The following is an 18,483-nucleotide window of genomic DNA, read 5'->3' as shown; positions in this document are numbered from 1 at the left end:
CCTTGCGGCCAAATCAGACTGTTGCCGGCCCATTCGAGGCGCAAGAGCCAAGTTCGATGATCCACGCATGCGACGGATCGTTGGTGAACTTCCACGCCTTGATCGGCCCGGCCATGACGTTGAGATAATAGAGATCGTACCCGTGCGGGACGCCGACCGGATGGTAGCCGCGCGGCACCATCACGACATCGCCATCTTCGACCGTCATCGTCACGTCCAGCGAGCGATCGTCGGTATAGACGCGCTGAACAGCGAAGCCCCCTGGCGGCTTCAACCGATGATAATAGGTCTCTTCCAGCGCGGTTTCCTGTGGCCATGAATCGAGTTCGTGCTTGTGCGGCGGATAGCTCGACCAATGGCCGCCGGGGGTTATGACCTCGACGACGAGCAGCCGCTCCGAGATATCCGATGCGTCCGACAGGATGTTGCGCACGTATCGTGTGTTGCTGCCTCGCCCACGCGCTTCCAGCAAGCTGTCCTCGGGCGCGATCAGGCGAACCTCGCGCGTCGTTTCGGCCGGTGCGGTGCAGATGGCGAGTTCGATATCGGTGACGGCTTCGATTTCGCAGACCACGCCGGACGGCAGATAGACCGCGGTCGGCGCACCGTCGAAGGGTGTCGCCCTTCCGCCCAGTCCGTTGAAGCACGCCGCGCCTGCCGAGACGTGGCCCGTGCCGGTGACGAAGACCAAGCACGTCTCGCGATCAGCCTCATGAAACGTGCGTCGGGTGCCGGCGCCCAGCCTTTCCAGACGAAAGCCGACATAGTTCCAGCCCGCGCTTTCGGGCGTGACCTCGACGGAGACGCCGTCGTCGCCCGGCGTGCGCGAACGAACGAGCAGGGTCATACAGTCAACTCCGCCTGCCGGGCCAGCCTCTTGACCGTATCGAGCCCGACTTGCTGGTACTGCCGGGGATCGGCGATACCAGGATCCTGCTCCGCCTCGACCACGATCCATCCATTATACGCCGTCGCGGCAAGGGCCCCGAAAAAGGGCGCAAAATCGTAGTCGCCGTCCCCGGGCACCGTGAACATGCCCTCGATCACTCCGTCGAGGAAGCTGCGACCGGACGCATGAATCTGGCGCTGCACCACCCGCCTCACGTCCTTGCAATGAACATGCGCGACGCGCTCCGGATGTTCGCGCACCAGCGCTGCCGGATCGATCCCGCCGTACACCGCATGCCCGGTGTCGACCACGAGGCCGACCATGTCGTCGGTCACGTCGATCAGCCGGCGAAGCTCAGCCTCCGTCTCGACCACGGTGCCGAGATGGTAGTGGTAGGCGAGCCGCAGGCCGGCATCGCGGACGTGGGCCGCCACGCCGTTCAGCCTCTGCCCGAAGCCCGGCCAGTCGGCCGCGTCCAGCACCGGATGGCGGTCAAGCCGGCTGGCGCGATCTCCGTGCACCGCGTTCGAAGTCTCGGCGATGATGAAGACCTCCGACCCCATCGCGCGAAGCAGAGCCAGATGCGGCTGCAGCGCCTCGATCTCGGCATCGGCATCGCACCGGAGGAGCTGGCTGCCATACCATCCACCGATCAGCGCGAGATCGTGACGCGCCATGATCGGCCCGAGGGTCGCGGCATCGCGTGGAAACTTGTTGCCGAGCTCGACGCCGTCGAAGCCGATGTCGCGCACCTCAGTGAGCAGCGTCTCGAGCGTCGTGGCACCGCCCAACTCCGGCATGTCGTCGTTCGACCAGGCGATGGGGCTGACGCCCCAGCGGATCGTCATAGCCATGCTCCTTCGTTGATCCGTTCGTCATAGGCATCGCGGGCAGCGCGTACTTCCGGCCGATCCGATATTTCGGGGACGGCGACATCCCACCACCATCCCCCCTCATCCACGGTAGCGCGGGGATCGGTGTCGATCTGGATGAGGTAGCTGATCGGGTTCCCCGCAGCCCGACCCAGCGCGGCTTCGAGCTCGGCGATCGTCGTCACCTTCTCCGCCGCCGCGCCAAGGCTGCGGGCGTGCTGAACGAAATCGATCGCCGGCGGCTCAACGTGACGGGCATCGGCCAGCAGATTGTTGAAGGGCCGCCCGCCGGTCGCGCGCTGCAGCCGGTCGATGCAGCCGAACCCCCGATTGTCGAGCAGCACGATCACGAGCTTGAGGCCCAGCATGACCGAGGTCGCGAGCTCGGAGTTAAGCATGAGATAGCTGCCGTCACCGACCATCACGACCACCTCGCGACCGGGGCCCGCCATCTTGACGCCCAGGCCGCCGGCAATCTCGTAGCCCATGCAGGAATATCCGTATTCGACGTGATAGGTGCCTGCACTCCTCGGTCGCCAGAGCTGGTGCAGCGCGCCCGGCAGACCGCCCGCCGCACAGACGACCACCGCATCGGCATCGACCGAGCGCCACACCGCACCGACCACCTGCGCATCGCTGGGAAGGCGCCCGTCGGACGCCATCGCACGGTCCGCAACGCGGTTCCATTCGCCGACCGCGGCGCGGCACTGCTTCTGCCAGGCAGCCGGCATACGACTGCCCGCCAACGCCGCGCGCAAAGCCGCGAGCACTTCGCCGGCATCGCCCACGACGGGTTCAGCCCGCTGCTTGGCCGCATCGCCCGGCGCGACATTCACCTGGAACAGCCGCCCGGCCAGCAGCGTCCGCGATCCGGTCGTGAAATCCTGCAGTCTCGTGCCGACTCCCATGACCAGATCGGCCGCCGCGGCGGCGTGATTGGCCGCCGCGCTCCCGGTGACGCCGACCGCACCGAGCGCCATCGGATGCTCCCACGGCATCGCCCCCTTCCCGGCCTGCGTTTCCGCCACCGGAATCCCCATGTCCGCGGCAAACATGGCGAGCTCCTGCTCGGCCCGCGCATAGAGCACACCCCCGCCGGCAATGATCAGCGGGCGATCGGCCTCACGAAGAGCCGTGGCGAGGACATCGAGTTCCCGTGTGTCGGGCCGGATCCGTCGTGTCCGCCACGTGCGTCGCTCGAAGAACGACACCGGATAGTCGTAGGCCTCGGCCTGGACATCCTGACACAAGGCAAGCGTCACCGGGCCGCAGTCGGCGGGATCGGTCAATATCGCCATTGCACGAGGGCCAGCGTCCAGGATCTGCTCGGGGCGGGTGATGCGATCGAACAGGCGACTGACGGGACGGAAGCAATCGTTGGCGGTCACCGTCGCGTCGGCGAAATTCTCGATCTGCTGGAGCACGGGGTCCGGGCGCCGGCTGGCGAACACGTCGCCCGGCAGGAAGAGCACGGGGAGTCGGTTGACGTGCGCCAGGGCGGCCGCTGTCACCATGTTGGTCGCGCCCGGGCCGATCGAGCTGGTGCACGCCATCGCCCGCTGGCGACGGCAGGCCTTGGCATAGGCTATGGCGGCGTGGGCCATGCCCTGCTCGTTGTGCCCACGATAGGTCGGCAGCTGATCATCGACAGCGGCCAGCGCTTCGCCGAGCCCGGCGACATTGCCGTGCCCGAAGATCGCCCAGATTCCGGCGAAATAGGGCATCTCCACGCCATCGATCTCGACACGCTGGGCTATCATCCAGCGAACCAGCGCTTGCGCCATCGTCAGTCGGATGGTGCTCATCCAGCCGTCGCCTGCTGCCGGGCCTCGTGCCATCCGGCGATCAGCGCTTCGAAGTTCGTGGCCAGTCGATCGACCGCCTCCTCGTCGCCGATCGCCCCTGCGAACCAGTGGCGCGCGACGTCGTGCCAGATCGTCCGCCCGACCGCGAAGCCCTTGACCAGCGGACAGGCGGCGGCAACCGTAAAGCTCGCGAGCAGATCCGCCTCCGGCGCAGCGAGTCCCAGCAGGATGATCCCCCGGCATTCCGGATCACGCTCCTGGATCGCTGCCTCGATCGCCGACCAGGCCCGGATATCGGCGCTGGATTCCAGCTTCCACCAGTCCGGATACACACCGAGATCGTAGATATGCCGGATCACGGTCGAGACGGTATCGGGTCCGATCGCGCCGTGGCCCGAAGCGATGATTTCCAGCAGCAGTTCGTGACGGCTCGCGCGGCACGCGGCGGAGAGGCGCAGGATCTTCTCGTCCTGCTCCGCGCGGAGCACGGGAGGATCATCGGGATGGTAGAAGACCAGGCACTTGACCGCCTGACCAGCCGGCCATGCCTTCAGTGTCTCCTCAACGCTGGCCGCGCCTTCGAACCGCAGCGGGCGCGAGCCCGGCTCCTCAATGGGACGACCAATCCAATAGGGCAGCCTCCCAGCTCGCTCGAGCACGCGCACGCCATAGCGGTCGTCGATCAGCACGCCGACTCCGGGGCGGTCCCCCGTCGCCTGCTCGACCGCCCGCAACGCGAGCGCCTTGAAGCGTGATATCCGCTCGGCGTCCGCCTGCCCCGCCGCCAGTTCCTCGAACTGGCTGCGATGGTCGATGGCGAGCACGCAGAGGCTGTCATATGTGCCTGTACGGGTGGACGACCAGTGCTTCTGCTCCAGCATAGGGCTGTCGCGGAGACGTGCCGGCCAATCCTGGCGGGAGAGGAACAGCATCAGCTCGTCCCAACTGGGCGCGGCCGGAGCGCAGCCGTGGCGCGAGACGACGAGCGCCCCACAGGCATTGGCCCACGAGCAGCAGGTGGCGATATCCTCGCCGCGCAGCCAGCCACGCAGGAAGCCCGCCATGAAGGCGTCGCCCGCGCCGAGCACGTTGAACACCTCGATCGGGAATCCCTGCCCGACGCATCCCTCCTCCAGCGAGGCCGGTATCGCGCCGGGGAACGCGACGCAGCCGTGCGCACCCCGCTTCAGCACCAGCAGGGCGTGGGACCGCCGCCGTATCCGCCGCAGCGCCGCGAGGGTGTCGGTCGTTCCGCCGAGGATATGGATTTCTTCCTCGGTGCCGACGATCAGATCGCAGAGCGGCAGCATCTGGTCGAGTGCGGCCGTGACGCCCGCATCGGCCACGAACCGGTCTTCGCCCCGATCGCGCGGTGTCAGTCCCCACAATACGGGACGATAGTCGACGTCGAGGATGATACGGCCACCCTGCGCCTTGACCAGTTGCGCCGCCTTGACGCTCGCCGCCCGCACGCCGGGGCGCGACATGTGGGTGCCGTTGATCAGCAGGGCATCGGCGCGCGTCAACAGGGCCGGATCGATATCCTCGGTGCAAAGCGCCATGTCAGCGCAATTCTCGCGATAGAAGACCAGAGGGAAACTGTCGGGATCACGGATTCCCAGCAGGACGAGCGCCGTCAGCCGCTCGCGATCGGTGAGCACACCCGCCGTCTCCACGCCCTCCCGCGTCAGCTGTTCGCGAAGGAAGCGCCCCATATGGTCGTCGCCGACACGGGTCAGCAGGGCGGTGCGCAGACCGAGCCGCGCGCCGCCGACAGCCGTGTTTGCCGGGCTGCCGCCGAGATATTTGGCGAAGCTCGTCACGTCCTCGAGCCGTCCGCCGACCTGCTCGCCGTAGAGATCGACACCGGCCCGCCCCATCGCGATCAGGTCCAGCCTGCCGGTTCCCGGTTCGGCTCTCATGCCCGATCCAGACGCACTGGCGCATTGGTGGCCATCGATCGCGCCGCCGCATCGGCCAGCGCCAGCGCCGCGATGCCGTCCGCGAACCTGGCCATCGGCTGGGCGCGCCCAGTCACGACGTCCGCGAAATGGGCCATCTCCGCCCGGAAGGCGGCCGCGTAGCGTTCGAGGAAGAAGTTCTGCAACGCAGGCCCGGTAGCGCCGTCCTGCCGCCACAGCCGCAGCGTGGTTTCCGTCACGTTGTCGGCGGAGATCATGCCGCCGGAGCAGAAGGCCTCGATCCGCTGATCGTAGCCGAAGCCGCTGCGGCGGCTGTTCGCGATCGTGCAGATCGCGCCGTTCGCCGTCTTGAGCATCACGCGTGCGGTATCGATGTCCCCCGCTCCCCCGATCGCAGGATCGACGAGGCAGCTTCCCCAGGCGAAAACCTCTACCGGCTCGTCGCCCAGCAGAAAGCGCGCCATGTCGAAGTCGTGGATCGTCATGTCCTTGAACAGGCCGCCGGACCGCGCAACGTAATCGATCGGCGGCGGCGCCGGATCGTTGCTGACGATCTGCAGCGTTTCGAGCTTGCCCAACTCACCGGCCCGCAGCCGCCGTTCGAGCGCGGCGAAGCTCGGATCGAAACGGCGGTTGAACCCGACGAACAGCCGTGCCTCGGCCAGATCGGAGGCCGCTGCGACGGCGCGACCGAGATCGAGATCGACCGGCTTTTCGCAGAAGATCGCCTTGCCAGCAGCGTGTGCGCGGAGAGCGAGATCAAGATGCGTGTCGGTACTGGTGGCGATGATGACGCCCGCGACATCGGGATCGCCGAGCACCGCATCCACCGTCGCGACCTGCGCACCGCAGGAACGAGCCAGCGCCTCCGCGACCCCCGGCGAGGCGTCGGCGACATAGCGCAGGCAGAGTTCTGGCTGGGCCATCAGGTTCGCAGCATGGATCCGCCCGATGCGGCCGGCACCCAGCAGGGCTATGTCATGGGGCACGATATGCCTCCCGCACCGGCATCATTCCTCGCCCCTTGCGATGGTGCGCAGCATGATCGGGATATATTCGTCCCACAATTCGGGGACGGGGGCGTGGCCCATGCCTCGATAAATGTGGACCTCGGCATGCGGAATGAGGCGGCCCAGTTCCAGCGCCGCTTCCGGCTTGATCAACCGGTCGGTGCGGCCATGGATGATCGCCACCGGGCAGCGGATCCGCCCCAGCTCGTCGCGCCACCCCCCGGCCCTCGCCACCATGCTCGCCTGGCGGAGGGCGCCATCGGGGCGATAGCAGCGGTCATAGGCCAACTCCTTCGATCGCCGGTACCAGGCCTCGTCGAACGGGTAATCGCTCGCTGCCGAAACCCTCTCCGCCTCGATCATCACGGCGATGGCCTGATCGCGCGACAGATCGAACAGAGCGGGAGGCGAGCCCAATCTCTCGAGAAGCTCTTCCGTCAGGAACGCGGGGTCGAAGCCGGGCGAGGTATAGAAGAGAGTGGCCGAGCGGACACAATCCGGGCGCGTGATGGCCATGCGTTGGGCGATGCCACCACCCATCGACTCGCCTGCGACATGCGCCGACGGCAGTCCGAGCGTATCGAGCACGCGGCAGGCATCGTCGGCCAGCGCATCGATGCCGTAGTCGGCGACATGCACGTCGGCTCCTGCCATCTTGTCAGACAGACCGACGTCGCGATTGTCCAGCCGCACGACGAAGAGATGCCGATCGACCAGCTGCTGCACGAAGGCTTCGCGCCAGCCGACCATCTGCGCACCGAGGCCGGCGATGAGCAGCAGCGGCGGATCGTTCGGATCGCCAAGCGTCTCGAAATAGATGCGCGGCTCAGAGCTGGTATGCGGCACGATGCCCTCCTCGGTTCATTGGGGAGCGTTCACAGGCAAAGAAAGCCCCGATCTCTTCCCGGACACGGCGGGATTCGGGGATCCAGGTCAGCAGCGGATAAGCGTGCATGAGGCCGGGCACCTCGATATAACGGATCCGCTCCGGCACGATGGCGGCGAGCCGACGCGCATCCGCCACCAGGATGTCCCGCGTTCCACAGATCAGCAGCGCCCGCGGGAAATCGCTCAGATCGCCGAAGAGCGGGCTGACGAGCGGATCGTCGAGCGGCCGGCCATGTGCCCACCACTTTCCCCAAGTACGGATGGTCGAGCTGTCCATCAGCCAATCGTAGCGCTCAATCGCCGATTGCGACGGATCGCTGGCCCCCGCATCGAGCCAGGGCGCGATCAGCACCAGCCGCGCCGGTTTCGTCCCGACCGCCTGCCAGGTGGCGACCGCAAGCCCTCCCCCGGCCGAATCCCCTCCCATATACAGTTGGTCGGCACCATATTCGGCGAGCAGGTCACGGTAGATGCCGCTGGCGAAGGCGATGCCCTCCGCGCAGCTGTGCTCGGGCGCGAGCGGATAGAGCGGGACGGTGCAGGTAATTCCCAGCTCATCGACCAGGGCTGCGACAAAATACCAATGGAGGAAGGCCGGCGGGTGGCAATAAGCGCCGCCGCACCAATAGAGCAGGTGACCTGCGTTCGCCGCGGCGCCACGCTTGCTGAGCGTGTAGACGGGCCGCCCCCGCACCGTACGCTGCCGGACATCGACCTTACGGCGGACATGCGGCGGAGGATGTCCTGCGGTCGGGCGTCGCGTCGTCGCCTTGAGCAGCCCCTCCTCGTCATGCGCCTTCGTCGCGGACGTGATCATGCGCACCGCAGTCTGCGTGACCCGAGCGGACAGACTTACCATCTCGCCGGGCCTGCCAGCCGCGCGTTCCTGATCAATCGTGCCTGCACCAGCATTACCGTCAGAACTTGAAGGAGACACGTCCGCCGATCTCGCGCGGTCGTGTGTATTGATCGAGGATCAGGCCGAAGCCGAGCGCGTCGCTCGCCCGATTTTCGAGCGCGCGGTTGTTGGTCAGGTTGTCGACGAACAGCATCACCTCCAGCCCGTCGCGGAAACTCAGCCCGCTCAGAAGATTGACCTTGGCATAGCCTTTCTGAGAAAACGGCCCGATAGATGAGACGGTGCGGGCGTCGTCGAAGAAGATCTTGCTCTGATACCGTACGTCCCCATGTGTCTTCCATGACACGGCGGAATTCAGCGGAATATTCGTGTCCACTCCGAGGAAACCCGAGAAGGCGGGCGTAAACGTGAAACGCTGCCCAGCATAGTTGATGGTCGTGCTCGGATCAGCAAGGTTAGGGATGCCGGAGTCGAAATCGTGATAGCGCGCATCGTTATAGGCAGCGTTGGCGGTCAGTGTCAGCCACGACACAGGCTGCGCGGTCAACTCCACCTCAACGCCCTTTACGCGTGCCTTACCAGCATTGGTGATGACATAACCTAGACTGGTGCTGAGCAGTTGGCTGACCTGGAGGTCCGAATAATCCATGTAATAGGCGGTCAGATTCAGGCCGAGCTTCCCGCCTGCGAAGCTGGTGCGCAGGCCGGCCTCGAAATTATTGACCTTCTCGGGATCGAACTTGATGTTCGGTGTGGTGGTGATGTCCGGATTCCAGCCCCCCGATTTGAAGCCGCGGCTGAATTTTATGTAGGTCGTCACCGCGGGTGAGAATTTGTAGCTGAGCGATGCCGTTGGAGAGACATCGGTATCGGTGAAGTGATCCTTGATGTTGTAATCCGGGTAGAAGAAGCCCGGGATACCCGTTTGCACGAAGTCGAGCCTTTTATGCTCCGAAGTGAATCGCACGCCGGCGTTGAGCGTGAGTTTGTCGGTCAGGTGATAGTCGCCGTTCGCGAACGCCGCGAAGGAATCGGTCCAGACCATCACATTGTCGGCGACGACGCCTTGAGCCGGGAAATCGGTGGATAGGGTGATCGGTCGCACCGAACTTAGCCGCTGGTGAAAATAATAGCCGCCGACGATCCAACTGAACCGGCCAGTCGAGGGCGAGGCCAGCCGCACCTCCTGGGTGACCTGCCGCGACTTGTCGAGGAACCTGTGATATACGGCGTCGAGCGGGCTGGAATCGTCATCCCCGCCCGAAAAGTCGCGAATGGCGCGCCAAGCCGATATCGATGTGAGCGTATAGCCGCCACCGAGATCGACATCACCGGTCAGGGAAACGCCGCCGCTCTTCTCGTGGTTGAACGTGTCACGATCCTGCGCGATTTCGTCCCGCCCAGGCGCGAACGCCGCAGCGAATCCGGCCACCGGCTTGGCAAGCGGGGGCAGGCCGTCATCCCAGGTGTAGTCGCCGCGCAGCGAGACATCGAACGGCCCGGTGGTCAGGCGAATCTCGCCACGGCCGCCCGCCGAATCGTAATTTCCGAAGGGCACTCCGTCGAGCACATTGCGCCCATAGCCGTCCGACTTGCGCCGGAAGCCAGAAAGCTTGATCCCCAGCGTGTCGGCGACTACCGGGCCGGCGACATAACCGGCGACGCGCAGATCATTCTCCTCGCCATATTGGACCTCGCCGCGCCCGGTCCAGCTGTCGCCCGGCCGCACCGTGACGATGCTGATCGCGCCGGCGGTGGTGTTCTTGCCGTAGAGCGTCCCCTGCGGGCCGCGCAGCACCTCGACCCGTTCGATATCGGTGAGGTCCTGGTTGTTGCCGATCGGACGGCCCTGATAGACGCCGTCGATATATTCGGCCGCACCCGCCTCGAAACCTACATTGCGCGCTGTCGAACTGATCCCGCGGATGGTCAGCGTGCCGTCGTCGCCGACATGCAGGTTCGGCGCGGCGCCGTTCAGGTCCTCGAGTGTCTTGGCATTGAGGTTGGCGATCTGGGCCTTGTTGACCACCAGGATCGACGCCGGCACGTCCTTGAGATTCTCGCTGCGCTTGCGCGCCGTGACGATGATGTCGGCGGCACCGCCGGTGGATGAAACGGAGGCGGCCGACAGCTGCTCGACCGCCTCCGCGGCCGCCGGCATGATGGCGGCAATGGCCAGCATCGAAGCAGCCCCGTAACCCACTCGCCGGAACGAATTCCTTGTCATCAGCCTCTCCCCATCGTGAAGGCGTCTCGATGCGCCATTGTCGATCGGACTTCATGTTACTCACTAGTAACTCCATGTGCAATATCGAATCTCGGACCTCTTGCCGGGAGATCGATTTCGGCTAGATTTCAACCGAAGGAGAGCGTTGCACGTGGCTAGAATGAAGACGGTGAAATCCCCATGGGCTGGGCGGGACAGGAATGCGGAGCGCGAAGAGAAGCGGGAAGCGGTCCTCCATGCCGCAGCCGAGGCCTTCGCCGAGCGCGGTTATCATCGGACCTCACTCGACGACATCGCCGCGCGCCTCGGCATCACCAAGCCGACGCTCTATTATTATGCGCGAAACAAGGATGATCTAGTCAGCGCCGTCGCCACGCGCGCCCTCGACCGCATCCTGGAGGCGATCGAGGGCGACCGTGAATCGACCGCCCTGGCGCAGCTACAGCACCTGCTTCGCCACTATGCCGAGGTAATGGCTACCGATTTCGGGCGCTGCATCATCGTCGTTCTGGATGCGCATATTGGCGGCCCCGGTGGCGATCTGATGCAGCGTGGCATGCGCCAAATCGACGCGCGCATGCGCGAACTGCTGGCGCTCGGCACCGAAGACGGCTCGATCGCCCGCGGCGACCCCAAGCTCACCGCCTTCATGATCGCAGGTGCGCTCAACGGCATCGCGCGCTGGTTCGACGAAGGAGGCGCGCTCAGCGCTGCGATGGTGGCGGAGAAGTTCGTAAACCAGCTGACGGCAGGCCTCGCCCCACGTCGATAAATTTTTCATTGATACCCATTGGTAACACTGATACCCAGCTTTCCAGAAAATGAGTCGCTAGACGCCGAAAGCGTCGGCGGGCGTCACAAGGAGAGCCGATATTGACCGATAGGTCATCCTCGCGAGCCGGAAGCCCTTGGATGGACGACGAGCTCGCCATGCTGGGCGAGCAGGTCGCACGCTTCCTGGGCGGCGAGCTGGTCCCGATGGCCGCCTCCTGGGAGATTTCCGGCGCCGTGGACGCCGCATCGTGGCGCAAGGCGGCCGAGGCGGGCCTGCTCTGTGCCGGAATTCCAGAAGCTTACGGCGGCGGTGGCGGCACCCGGGCCCATGAGGCGGTCATTCATCAGGAGATGAGCCGCGCTGGTCTCGGCGGCAGTTTCGGCGTCGCCAACATGGTGAGCTCTTCGATTGTCGGCCACTACATCCTTGCTTACGGCACCGAGGAGCAGAAGAAGCGCTGGCTTCCCTCCATGGCGCGCGGTGAAAGAATCGCCGCCATCGCCATGACCGAGCCGGGCGCCGGATCGGACCTGCAGGCGGTGCGCACGACCGGCAGGCGCGTCGAGAGCGGCTTCCTGCTCAACGGGCAGAAGACCTTCATCAGCAACGGCCAGACGGCCAGCCTGATCGCCGTGGTGGCGCGCACCGAGGCCGGGACCGGCGCACGGGGGCTGTCGATCCTGATGGTCGAAACGGATGGCGCCGCCGGATTCTCGCGAGGTCGCAAGCTCGACAAGATCGGCATGCACGGCCAGGACACCTCCGAACTGGCGTTCGACGATGTGTTCGTGCCCGAAGCGAACCTGCTGGGAGAAGCCGGTGGCGGCTTCACCCAGCTGATGCACCAGCTGGCGTGGGAGCGGCTGACGATCGCGCTCGATGCGGTGGTCAACATCGAGCGCGCAATCGATCTCACCGTCGCCTACACGCGCGAGCGCCAAGCGTTCGGCAAGCCGCTGTTCGAGCAGCAGAACACGCAGTTCGTGCTCGCCGACTGCAAGGCGCAGGCGCTGGCTGGACGGACGCTGGTCGATGCGATGATGGTGCGGCTTCTGGCCGGCGATCTCGATCCTGCCACTGCCGCCGCCGCGAAGCTCTGGACCACCGAGACGCTTTCGAAGGTGGCGGACGCCTGCCTGCAGCTGTTCGGCGGCTACGGCTACATGACCGAATATCCGATCGCCCGCCTGTTCGCCGACGCCCGCGTGTCGCGGATCTACGGCGGTGCCAACGAAATCATGAAGCTGATCGTCGCCCGGTCCCTGTGACCCCGGGCGCGCAAGGAGTGAGGATATGACCAAGGCACGTATCGCCGGCGTCGGGATGATCCCCTTCGCCAAGCCCGGCCAGAGCGAGGACTGGGACGTGATGGCCGAGAAGGCGATCCGGCTGGCGCTCGCCGATGCCGGCATCCGCTACGATCTGATCCAGCAGGCCTATGCCGGCTACGTCTATGCGGATTCGACCGCGGGCCAATCAGCACTCTATCGGGTCGGCTGCACCGGCATCCCGATCGTCAACGTCAACAACAATTGCTCGACCGGATCGACCGCGCTGTATCTCGCGCGGCAGGCGATCGAGCATGGTGTGGCGGATTGCGTGCTGGCCGTGGGATTCGAGCAGATGCTGCCCGGCGCGCTCGGCATGGTGTTCGCCGATCGCAAGCGGACGCTCGATTATCACCTTTCGAAGCAGGTCGAAATCCAGGGCTGGGACGACACCGCGCCGATGGCCGCGCAACAATTTGGGGGCGCCGGTGTCGATTACCAGCAGCGCTACGGCATCGTCGACGAGGTGTTCGGCCTGATCTCGGTCAAGGCCCGGCGCCACGCCGCGAACAATCCGCTGGCTCTGCTGCGCGCACCGATCACGATCGAGGAGGTGATGGGATCGAAGCATCTCTATGGCCCGATCACGCGCTTCCAGGCGTGTCCGCCGACCTGCGGCGCAGCAGCTGCGCTGCTGGTCTCGCCGGCCTTCGCGGCGAAGCATGGGCTGGATGCGCCGGTGGAAATCGCCGCGCAGGCGATGACCACGGATTATGCCGATACATGGGAAGGCCGATCGATGATGTCGGTGGTCGGGTACGACATGTCGAAGGCGGCGGCGCGTCAGGTCTATGAAGCCGCCGGAGTGGGACCAGGCGACATCCAGGCGGTCGAACTGCACGATTGCTTCGCGCCCAACGAACTTATCACCTACGAGGCGCTGGGCCTGTGCCCGGAGGGCGGCGCCGAGGCCTATATCCGCGACGGCCGAAACAGCTATGGCGGCGATCACGTCACCAACCCCTCGGGCGGCCTGCTGTCCAAAGGCCACCCGCTCGGGGCCACCGGCTTGGCCCAATGCTACGAGCTCACCCAACAGCTGCGCGGCACCGCCGACAGACGACAGGTGGACGGCGTCCGCTTCGCGCTCCAGCACAATCTCGGGCTCGGCGGTGCCTGCGTCGTCACCCTCTACGGCAAGGCGGCCTGAGATGATCGATCGCGACCGCCACCTCGGCGTGGACTCCGAGCCTCGGACGATTGAGATCGAACGCGGCTTCCTCAAATTCTTCGCGAAGGCGACGGGCGAGACCGACCCGATCTATTTCGACGAGGCGGCAGCGCGCACGGCGGGCCATCCGGATCTTCCCGTGCCGCCGACCTACTTCTTCTCGATCAGCATCAACCCGCGGCCGCGTCGTGGCGACATCTTCGATGAGGACGAAGGACTGGGCATCCCGATGTCCCGGGTACTGCACGGCGAGCAGGGCTTCACCTATCACCGCACCGTGCACGCCGGCGATCGGCTCACGCTCCGCCAGACGACGCGCGACATCGTCGCCAAGAAGGGCGGCGCGCTCGAATTCGTGACGCACGAGACGCTCTTCGAGAACGCGGCGGGTCAACTCTGCGCGGAAATGCGCGTGGTCACGGTGGTGCGCAATGGCTGATCTGTTGACGGAGACCCGGGTCGCGGTGGGGGATCGCCTGCCCGATCATGTTCTGCCACCGATTTCGCGGACGACGCTGGCGCTGTTCGCCGGCGCCAGCCATGATCACGTGCCGCTCCATATCGACAGCGACTTCGCCAGGGCGGCCGGCATGGAAGACGTGTTCGCGCACGGCATGCTCTCCATGGCCTATCTCGCGCAAATGCTGACGCGCTGGGCGCCGCAGGAGAGGCTGCGGCGCTGGTCGGCGCGCTTCACGGCGATCACACCTTTACATGCCGCCGTCACCTGCCGGGGCGAGGTCGTCGAGATCTTCGAAGAAGCGGGCGAGTGGCGGGCGCGCGTGAAAATCGGCAGCTGGACGGACAAGGATGTCCAGACGCTCGACGGCGAAGCCGTCGTGGCACTGGCCTGACATTGGAGAGGGCAATCATGGGGAAGCTCAACGGCAAGGTTGCGATCATCTCGGGTTCGGGGCGGGGCATCGGCCGCGCGGTCGCGCTCAAGCTCGCGTCGGAGGGAGCGAAAGTCGTCGTCAACGATCTCGACGAGGCACCTGCTCTCGAAACGGTGGCGGCGATCGAGGCAGCGGGCGGTGAGGCCGTCGCCTGCGTGGGCAATGTCACCGCTGCCGATTTCGGCGAACGCTTCGTGGCGATGGCGCTCGATCGCTTCGGCGGCCTCGACATCATCGTCAACAATGCCGGCTACACGCGCGATGGCGTGATCCAAAAGCAGAGCGACGAACAGTTCCAGGCGATGCTCGACGTGCACGTGACGGCACCGTTCCGTATCCTGCGCGCCGCCGCCGAACCGTGGCGGACGATGGCCAAGCAGGAGGCGGCCGAGGGACGCGAGGTGATCCGCAAGGTGGTCAACATCTCGTCGATGGCCGGCACCCATGGCAATGCCGGACAAGTGAACTACAGCTCGGCCAAGGCGGCACTGGTGGGCATGACCAAGACGCTGTCCAAGGAATGGGGCCGCCTCAAGGTCTGCGTGAACTGCGTTGCATTCGGCTTCATCGAGACGCGGCTGACCAAGGCCAACGACGATCCGGAGACGAAGATCGAGATCGAGGGCCGGCAGATTCAGGCCGGCGTGCCGAGCCAGGTGCTCGGCGCACTCAAGACGCTGGTACCGCTCGGCCGCGCCGGCACGCCCGAAGAAGCGGCCGGCGGTGTCTATCTCTTCTGCTCGCCCGAGAGCGACTATGTCTCTGGCGAGATACTGGTCGTCGGTGGCGGCGTCAGCATCTGAGGCACATGCCATGAACGATCCGAGCTTCGGGACCGTCCTCAAGGCGCGGGGCAGCAGCGAACGGGCGGGTGCCATCGCCCTGCGCTATGCCGATGACGCGATCAGTTGGGGCGAGCTCGATCGCCGCTCCGATGCGCGCGCCGGTCAACTTCTCGCGCTGGGTGTGGCGCCGAACGAACTGGTCGCGATCTCGCTGCCCAACGGCGTTGCCCATCACATTTGGTCGTTCGCCGCGTGGAAGGCGGGCGCCACGCCCTGCGTCCTGCCGACGCGACTGCCCGGGCACGAGCTGCAGCAGATGGTGGATCTCGCCGCACCCCGCATCCTCGTGCGGGCCACCGGGGACGCGATCGACGGCGTGTCGGTGATCGGTGCCGACCAATCGGCCCCCACCGTCCCTCCCCCGCCGCGCGGCCTGACGGCCGACAACTGGAAGGCCATCGGCAGCGGCGGATCGACCGGTCGGCCCAAGCTCATCGTCGACCACGGGCCTCCGCGGCTGACCGCGCGGATCGAAGGGCTCATCCGGCTGGTGGAAATGCCGAGCGGTGGGGTGATGCTGAATGCCGGTCCGCTCCATCACAATGCCGGTTTCCTGTTCACGACGCTTGGGTTGCTCGCAGGCAGCGAGGTGGTCGGAATGGAGCGGTTCGATCCCGAGCAATGGCTGGCGCTGGTCGAGCGACATCGCGTCGAATGGGCCTTCCTCGTGCCGACCATGATGCACCGCATCTGGAGCCTGCCGGCCGAGGTCCGCGACCGCTACGACCTCTCGTCACTGCGCAAGATCGTGCATATGGCGGCCGCCTGCCCCATCTGGCTCAAGCAGGCCTGGATCGACTGGCTGGGGCCGGAACGGATCCTCGAAGGCTATGCCGGCACCGAAGGGCCCGGCACGATGATCACCGGCGAGGAATGGCTCGGCAAGCCGGGCTCGGTCGGACGTGTCCCGCCCGATACGATCAGCATCCGCAACGCGGCGGGCGCCCCCTGCCCGCCCGGCGAGATCGGCGAGATATTCTTCCCGCCCGGCGCGGCCGATCGCTTCCACTATATCGGCGCCGAGATGAAGCTCGATGCGGAGCGGCGCATGTCGCTCGGTGACCTGGGCCATATCGACGAAGACGGCTATCTGTTCCTTGCCGACCGGCGCAGCGACATGATCGTACGCGGCGGGGTCAACATCTATCCTGCGGAGATCGAGGCGGTGCTTAGCGAGCATCCGGCCGTCACCGGCGCGGTGGTGATCGGACTGCCGTGCGACGAACTCGGTCACCGCGTCCATGCCCTGATCGAGCCGCGCCCCGCGACCACGGTATCGCCGGAGGAGCTCGATGCCTTCTCCCGCGTCCGACTGTCCGCCTACAAATGCCCCGAAAGCTACGAGCAGGTCGCCGATGCACTGCGCGACGAAGCCGGGAAGGTGCGTCGTGGCGCTCTCCGCGACGAGCGATTGCACTGGCTTTCGATCGGGCGGCCGTTCGCGATCGCACCGAAACGGATGAATTCATGACTTTCAGGCCGGCAAACGACAGGGCGACACCGGACGACGTCGTTCGCGTGACGCTCGCCGACGGCGTCGTCGAAGGTGTCGAGCGAAACGGCGTCCGCTGCTTCTACAGCATCCCCTACGCTGCCCCGCTGACCGACGAACGGCGTTTTCGCGAACCGCAGCCGGTGGAGCCCTGGGAAGGTGTGCGTGATGCCACCAGGCCCGGCCCCTGTCCGCCGCAAATCCTGCCTCCCTCGCCGCCAAACATCGATCTCTCGGCCGTCAGCGTGCCACAGCTACCGGACGGCCCGGACTATCTGACGCTCAACGTCTTCTCCGCTGCGGATCGACAGGCGAAGCGCCCTGTCATGCTCTATATCTACGGCGGGGGCTTCGTGGGCGGCAGCAAGGACGTGCCGGCCTTCGACGGGGTACCGCTTGCGCGCGACGGGGTCGTCTGCGTCGTGATCAACTATCGCGTCGGGATCGAGGGCTTCCTGCCCCTCCCGGGCGTCCCAACGAACCTCGGCCTGCGCGACATGGTCGCGGCCCTCCAATGGACGCGCGACAACATCGCGCTGTTCGGCGGCGATCCCGGCAACGTCACGCTGTTCGGCCATTCGGGTGGCGCCTGCTGCATCGCCGTGCTCCTCCATTCGCCGCTGGCGAAGGGGCTTTTCCATCGGGCGATCTGCCACAGCGGCCACGGCGTGGTGACACGCGATCGCGCGACGATGCAGAAACTTGTGCGCAGGCTCGCACGGCGGCTGAAGGTGCCGGCGACCCGCGAAGGGTTCCTCGGCGTCCCACGCGATCGTCTGCTGGGGGCGCAGAGCTGGGTGCTCAAACCCAGCCTCCTCTTCGACATGCGCGATCGGAGCGGCCGCGATCCGTCGTTCGGCCTGACCCGCTTCATGCCGGTCCATGGCGACGACGTGCTTCCGCTCGAGACTATGGAGGCGTTGCGGCGCGGTGTCGGCGCCGAGATCGACCTGCTGATCGGTTCGACGGCGCAAGAGGTGAATGCCTTCTTCCTGCTCGGCAATTTCTTCGAAAAGGTCCGGCGCTGGCAGGCGGTGCTGCTGGTCCACAAGGCCATGCCGCGCGCCCGCGCGGCGTTGCGCGCCTACGGACTGGGCCGGCCCGGCACCAAGACCGGTGCGGTGCTGATGCCGGCGCTCAACGACCTCATGTTTCGCTGGATGGCAAGGCGAACCGCCGAACTGCACGCCGGGCAGGCCCATGTCTTCGAATTCGAGTGGCGCTCACCCGCGCTCGGCGGAAAGGTCGGCGCGGCGCACGGTGTCGATCTTCCCTTCGTATTCGGCACGGTCGAGATGGCAAGCGGGCCTGACGCCATGCTCGGCCCGAATCCGCCGGTCGAGCTTTCAGACCAGTTGAGAACAATGTGGACCGGATTCGCGCGGGACGGCATTCTGCCGTGGCCTGCCTACGACACCGAGACCAGGATGGTCTTCGCATGCGCCGCCATGTCGGCCGCGCACGAGCCGGTCATGCCCGCAGCCATGTTCCTTCCATGAACATG

At 65.9% G+C, this 18,483-nt stretch carries 16 protein-coding genes; 8 read left to right on the top strand and 8 right to left on the bottom strand.

Annotated elements, in window-relative coordinates; all coding sequences use genetic code 11:
- Positions 1-13: 13 nt before the first annotated feature.
- The 8 genes from iolB to HZF05_RS05415 all read right to left on the bottom strand — a co-directional run bounded on the left by iolB (position 14) and on the right by HZF05_RS05415 (position 10,427).
- Positions 14-847, bottom strand: a complete 834-nt coding sequence (gene iolB, locus HZF05_RS05450) for a 5-deoxy-glucuronate isomerase (protein ID WP_160363360.1) — start codon at positions 845-847, stop codon at positions 14-16.
- Positions 844-1,737 carry a myo-inosose-2 dehydratase gene (iolE, locus tag HZF05_RS05445; RefSeq protein WP_160363359.1) on the bottom strand — a complete coding sequence of 298 codons (894 nt, stop codon included), beginning with the start codon at positions 1,735-1,737 and terminating at the stop codon, positions 844-846. The genes iolB and iolE overlap by 4 nt, the downstream gene beginning before the upstream one ends.
- The gene (iolD, locus tag HZF05_RS05440) at positions 1,734-3,566 is read right to left on the bottom strand and encodes a 3D-(3,5/4)-trihydroxycyclohexane-1,2-dione acylhydrolase (decyclizing) (protein ID WP_160363358.1); all 1,833 of its coding nucleotides are present in this window, start codon (positions 3,564-3,566) and stop codon (positions 1,734-1,736) included. Before iolD ends, iolE begins: the two co-directional genes overlap by 4 nt.
- Positions 3,563-5,488: a bifunctional 5-dehydro-2-deoxygluconokinase/5-dehydro-2-deoxyphosphogluconate aldolase gene (locus tag HZF05_RS05435; RefSeq protein WP_160363357.1), complete on the bottom strand. Its 1,926-nt coding sequence runs from the start codon at positions 5,486-5,488 to the stop codon at positions 3,563-3,565. The genes iolD and HZF05_RS05435 overlap by 4 nt, the downstream gene beginning before the upstream one ends.
- A complete protein-coding gene (gene iolG / locus HZF05_RS05430) occupies positions 5,485-6,477 on the bottom strand; it encodes an inositol 2-dehydrogenase (RefSeq protein ID WP_160363356.1) in 993 nt (330 codons plus the stop codon). Before iolG ends, HZF05_RS05435 begins: the two co-directional genes overlap by 4 nt.
- A gap of 21 nt (positions 6,478-6,498) precedes the next feature.
- Entirely contained in the window at positions 6,499-7,344 is an 846-nt protein-coding gene (locus HZF05_RS05425; protein WP_160363355.1) for an alpha/beta fold hydrolase, read from the bottom strand.
- Positions 7,325-8,203 carry an alpha/beta hydrolase fold domain-containing protein gene (locus tag HZF05_RS05420; protein WP_246331690.1) on the bottom strand — a complete coding sequence of 293 codons (879 nt, stop codon included), beginning with the start codon at positions 8,201-8,203 and terminating at the stop codon, positions 7,325-7,327. The genes HZF05_RS05425 and HZF05_RS05420 overlap by 20 nt, the downstream gene beginning before the upstream one ends.
- A gap of 100 nt (positions 8,204-8,303) precedes the next feature.
- A complete protein-coding gene (locus HZF05_RS05415) occupies positions 8,304-10,427 on the bottom strand; it encodes a TonB-dependent receptor (RefSeq protein ID WP_181638803.1) in 2,124 nt (707 codons plus the stop codon).
- A gap of 205 nt (positions 10,428-10,632) precedes the next feature.
- On the opposite strand from HZF05_RS05415, the gene HZF05_RS05410 reads away from it, so the two are divergent.
- The 8 genes from HZF05_RS05410 to HZF05_RS05375 all read left to right on the top strand — a co-directional run bounded on the left by HZF05_RS05410 (position 10,633) and on the right by HZF05_RS05375 (position 18,478).
- The gene (locus tag HZF05_RS05410) at positions 10,633-11,244 is read left to right on the top strand and encodes a TetR/AcrR family transcriptional regulator (RefSeq protein ID WP_246331688.1); all 612 of its coding nucleotides are present in this window, start codon (positions 10,633-10,635) and stop codon (positions 11,242-11,244) included.
- Between the two features lie 140 nt (positions 11,245-11,384).
- Complete coding sequence (locus tag HZF05_RS05405; protein ID WP_160363351.1) at positions 11,385-12,515, top strand: acyl-CoA dehydrogenase family protein; 1,131 nt, start codon at positions 11,385-11,387, stop codon at positions 12,513-12,515.
- A gap of 25 nt (positions 12,516-12,540) precedes the next feature.
- Entirely contained in the window at positions 12,541-13,725 is a 1,185-nt protein-coding gene (locus tag HZF05_RS05400) for a lipid-transfer protein (RefSeq protein ID WP_160363350.1), read from the top strand.
- A 1-nt stretch (position 13,726) separates the two neighbouring features.
- The gene (locus tag HZF05_RS05395; RefSeq protein WP_160363349.1) at positions 13,727-14,185 is read left to right on the top strand and encodes a MaoC family dehydratase N-terminal domain-containing protein; all 459 of its coding nucleotides are present in this window, start codon (positions 13,727-13,729) and stop codon (positions 14,183-14,185) included.
- Positions 14,178-14,600 (top strand): MaoC/PaaZ C-terminal domain-containing protein, encoded by a 423-nt coding sequence (locus HZF05_RS05390; protein WP_160363348.1) that lies wholly within the window; start codon positions 14,178-14,180, stop codon positions 14,598-14,600. Before HZF05_RS05395 ends, HZF05_RS05390 begins: the two co-directional genes overlap by 8 nt.
- A gap of 17 nt (positions 14,601-14,617) precedes the next feature.
- Positions 14,618-15,445: an SDR family NAD(P)-dependent oxidoreductase gene (locus tag HZF05_RS05385; protein ID WP_160363347.1), complete on the top strand. Its 828-nt coding sequence runs from the start codon at positions 14,618-14,620 to the stop codon at positions 15,443-15,445.
- 10 nt (positions 15,446-15,455) lie between these two features.
- Positions 15,456-16,958 carry an AMP-binding protein gene (locus HZF05_RS05380; RefSeq protein WP_160363346.1) on the top strand — a complete coding sequence of 501 codons (1,503 nt, stop codon included), beginning with the start codon at positions 15,456-15,458 and terminating at the stop codon, positions 16,956-16,958.
- A complete protein-coding gene (locus tag HZF05_RS05375; protein ID WP_160363345.1) occupies positions 16,955-18,478 on the top strand; it encodes a carboxylesterase/lipase family protein in 1,524 nt (507 codons plus the stop codon). The genes HZF05_RS05380 and HZF05_RS05375 overlap by 4 nt, the downstream gene beginning before the upstream one ends.
- Positions 18,479-18,483 lie beyond the last annotated feature (5 nt).

Source organism: Sphingomonas chungangi (assembly GCF_013778325.1).
Lineage (GTDB): Bacteria > Pseudomonadota > Alphaproteobacteria > Sphingomonadales > Sphingomonadaceae > Solisphingomonas > Solisphingomonas chungangi.
The sequence above is the reverse complement of the archived record's forward strand: the minus strand, read 5'-3'. Positions and strand labels throughout refer to the sequence as shown.